This is a genomic window from Cognatishimia coralii (genome assembly GCF_037478305.1).
Taxonomy (GTDB): Bacteria; Pseudomonadota; Alphaproteobacteria; order Rhodobacterales; family Rhodobacteraceae; genus Cognatishimia; species Cognatishimia coralii.
The window spans coordinates 1-3,137 of record NZ_JBBGAZ010000032.1; the positions used below are offsets into that span (position 1 = coordinate 1).

1 protein-coding gene and 1 pseudogene are annotated in these 3,137 nt (G+C 59.9%); both read left to right on the forward strand.

The features are described 5' to 3' along the window. Window positions 1–136: 136 nt before the first annotated feature. Window positions 137–1,000, forward strand: a pseudogene (locus WG622_RS19160) (IS3 family transposase); the annotation flags it as partial. Between the two features lie 173 nt (window positions 1,001–1,173). Continuing rightward, a complete protein-coding gene (locus tag WG622_RS19165) occupies window positions 1,174–2,595 on the forward strand; it encodes a hypothetical protein (RefSeq protein WP_243614748.1) in 1,422 nt (473 codons plus the stop codon). Window positions 2,596–3,137: the final 542 nt, after the last annotated feature.

A 3,137-nucleotide genomic window follows, 5' to 3' on the forward strand; every position in this document is an offset into this window, starting at 1 on the left:
GACCGTATGCTAATAAAGGGTACAGTATGGCAATTAACGGTACAATATGAAAATTAAGGGTACATCGTGCCGCTGAAAACAAACGATAATTTTAAAGGCAATTCTGATTAATGAGGGTACAGTGACAGGAGGCGGCAAAGGGAAACTTCTGAGCCCCGCTCGCCGCCGTGCCTGCATTGATCACGTTCGCACCCGGTTCCATCTGTCCGAGAGACGCGCCTGCCGTGTCTTGGGTCAGCACCGATCCACGCAGAGGAAGGTGCCGCAAGGCCGTGCCGATGAGGAGCGTCTGGTCGCGGACATGATCGAGCTGGCGCGGCGGTATGGCCGCTACGGCTATCGTCGGATCGCGGCTTTGCTGAGAGATGCGGGCTGGGAGGTGAACGACAAGCGGGTCGAGCGCCTATGGCGACGAGAGGGGCTGAAAGTGCCAATGAAGCAACCGAAGAAGGGACGGCTCTGGCTGAATGACGGATCCTGTGTCCGGCTGCGTCCTGAGTATCGCAACCACGTCTGGAGCTATGACTTTGTCCACTGCCGGACGGAGGACGGAAAGGTCTTCCGGACGCTCAACATCTTGGACGAGCACAGCCGGGAATGCCTGGCGATAAAGGTGAAGCGCAAGCTGAACTCGGGTGACGTGATCGATGCCTTGAGCGACCTGTTCATCATGCGGGGTGTGCCGGATTACATCCGGTCTGACAACGGCCCGGAGTTCGTGGCTGAGGCCGTTCAAGATTGGATCAGGGCCGTCGGCGCCAAGACCGCTTACATCGCGCCCGGGTCACCTTGGGAAAACGGCTACTGCGAAAGCTTCAATGCCAGGTTCCGCGATGAACTGCTCAACGGAGAAGTCTTTTACAACCTTCGGGAAGCGGAAATCCTGATCGAACAATGGAGGAACCACTACAATACCAAACGACCACATAGTGCCTTGGGCTATCGCCCTCCCGCCCCGGAAACCATCGTCCCGATGGACCCGAGACCGGTCATGCACTAACAATCAAACCGGACCACTCAGGTGGGGCTGATCATCGGCGCAATTTCAGAAAACGCGTTGACCTTGCGTAAATATGAACTTGACACTCATAAAATTAGCCATCTACTTTTATTGACAGGATGGCGGGATGAGAGGAGCTCTGCGCCTTCCCAAACACAATCTGGAGGAGAACCATGTTTCGATTTTCATATCGGGCAGGGCCGAAGATGCTTTGCCTGGCGATTGCGGCCAGTCTTGCTGTTCCTGTCTCGGCACAGGACAAAACCCCATACCGCGAGCATAGTGGCGTACTGCCTGACGGTACCACGTGGCTGATCCGTGTCCCCGAGAACTGGAACGGCCGCCTGCTGCGTGATCTCGATTTCGCCAGCTTCATCCATGTCCCGGGCTACGCGCCCCGCTATGATGATCTGCTGGCGCGCGGCTATGCCTTTGCCGGTCTGGCGCGCCATCCCTTGCGGCTCTGGCAATACGACCCGCAGCGCGAGATCTTGAACCTCCAGACCGTTCAGGACACCTTCACCCGGCTCGAACGCGAGCCGGACATGGTGATGCAATACGGATGCTCCGGCGGCGGTCTGGACAGCCTTGCCTCGGCCGAAGATTTCCCGGACAAGATCGATGGCTCGGTGGTGCTTGCGGCCCATACGCCGGTCTGGATTATGAGCAGTTTCCTGGACGGCTGGTTCGCGATGCGGGCGCTGTTGGCGGAAGATTACGTGGCACAGGGCCTGGGCCAGGCCTCGGATCTGACGGTGGCCGGTCTGCCGAACGCAGGCGCGGGTGGCGATCGTAACCTCGACGCCATCCGGGCGTCGTGGAAGAGCGCGATCGAAAACGCGGGCAAAACGCCCGAAGGTCGCGCCCGTCTGGCGCTCGCCTTTGCCATCGGCCAGTGGTCGCCCTGGATGGTCGAGGGCACCGACCTGCCCGACACGTCCGATACCGCCGCGATGGCTGATATGGTGGTGAAATCGGCGATGCGCAATGCCGGCAATGTCGGCGGCACTGCGCGGCTGCTCTTCGAAAATGCGGCATCGGGTCAGCAGTTGTCCGGCAACGAAGGCGTCGATTACGCCGCGTTCTACGCCAACGCCGCACCGGCGATGAAACAGCTGGTCGAGGCGCTTTATGCCGAAGCCGATCTGGACCTTCAGGCCGACCTTGCGACGATTGACGCCGAACCCCGGATTGCGGCGTCGGACTATGCGCTCGACTTCTGGGCCGGGGACGGACGCACCACGACCGGAGAGCTCGAAGTGCCCGCCATACGGATCCACATGCTGGGAGACTGGGCCATCCCCTATTCGCTGATGCAGGGGTACGAGGCGCTGGTTGAACAGGCCGGCACCACCGACCACTATCGGCAGGCCCTCGTTCAGGGCACCGGGCACTGCGAATTCATGGCCGCGGAAAGCAGCGTGATCGTTGAAATTCTGGCCGAACGGATCGAGACCGGCACCTGGCCAGAGGTCACACCCGAGGCACTGAACACGGCAGCCGCCGCGTTGGAGACGGGCTCAGATCCCCGCTTCGTCGAATTTGGCGACTGGCGCGTGGGGGCGTACAACCGCCCCTGGACGCCGAGCCAGTAACCCGTCGCGGGGCCCGCCCTCGTGGGTTGGCCCCGCCTCTAGTGCGACAGGTGCGAGACGCCGGAGATCAGCGAGTTGGTATAGTCACCCTGCGGATCTTCCAGCATCCGTGCAGTCGCTCCGCGTTCCACTACGTTGCCACCATACATGACCATGTTGGTGTCGCAGGTCCTCGCTGCAGCAGCATGGTGGCGCGACTGCTTCCCGAAGAACCTGCAAAATCTCCGTTCTGCACGCGGCGCCCGTTGCACCCGTAGACTGAATCCCAAGTCGCTACATACATCGACCTCAATCAGATTCAGTAGTTTGATGGAGCAGACACCGCTCTCCGACACGATAGAACCGGCGGGGGTGTAGCCCCGCCGGTTCATTGTCTTTGCAGAGATGCAGGTGTCGCGCTTGTCTACTTCACGTCTGTCACTGTACCCTAATTAATCAGATTCTGCGGATTGGAAGCGTTTTCGGCAGATTCTGTACCCTTAATTGCAATATATCCACAGGGCGCTGCGTCAGTGGCTGACACAGCTTTGGCGCTTCCAGAT

Coding starts and splice junctions, on each gene's coding strand:
- WG622_RS19165 (WP_243614748.1), top strand. CDS start 1,174: ATGTTTCGATTTTCATATCGGGCAGGGCCGAAGATGCTTTGCCTGGCG.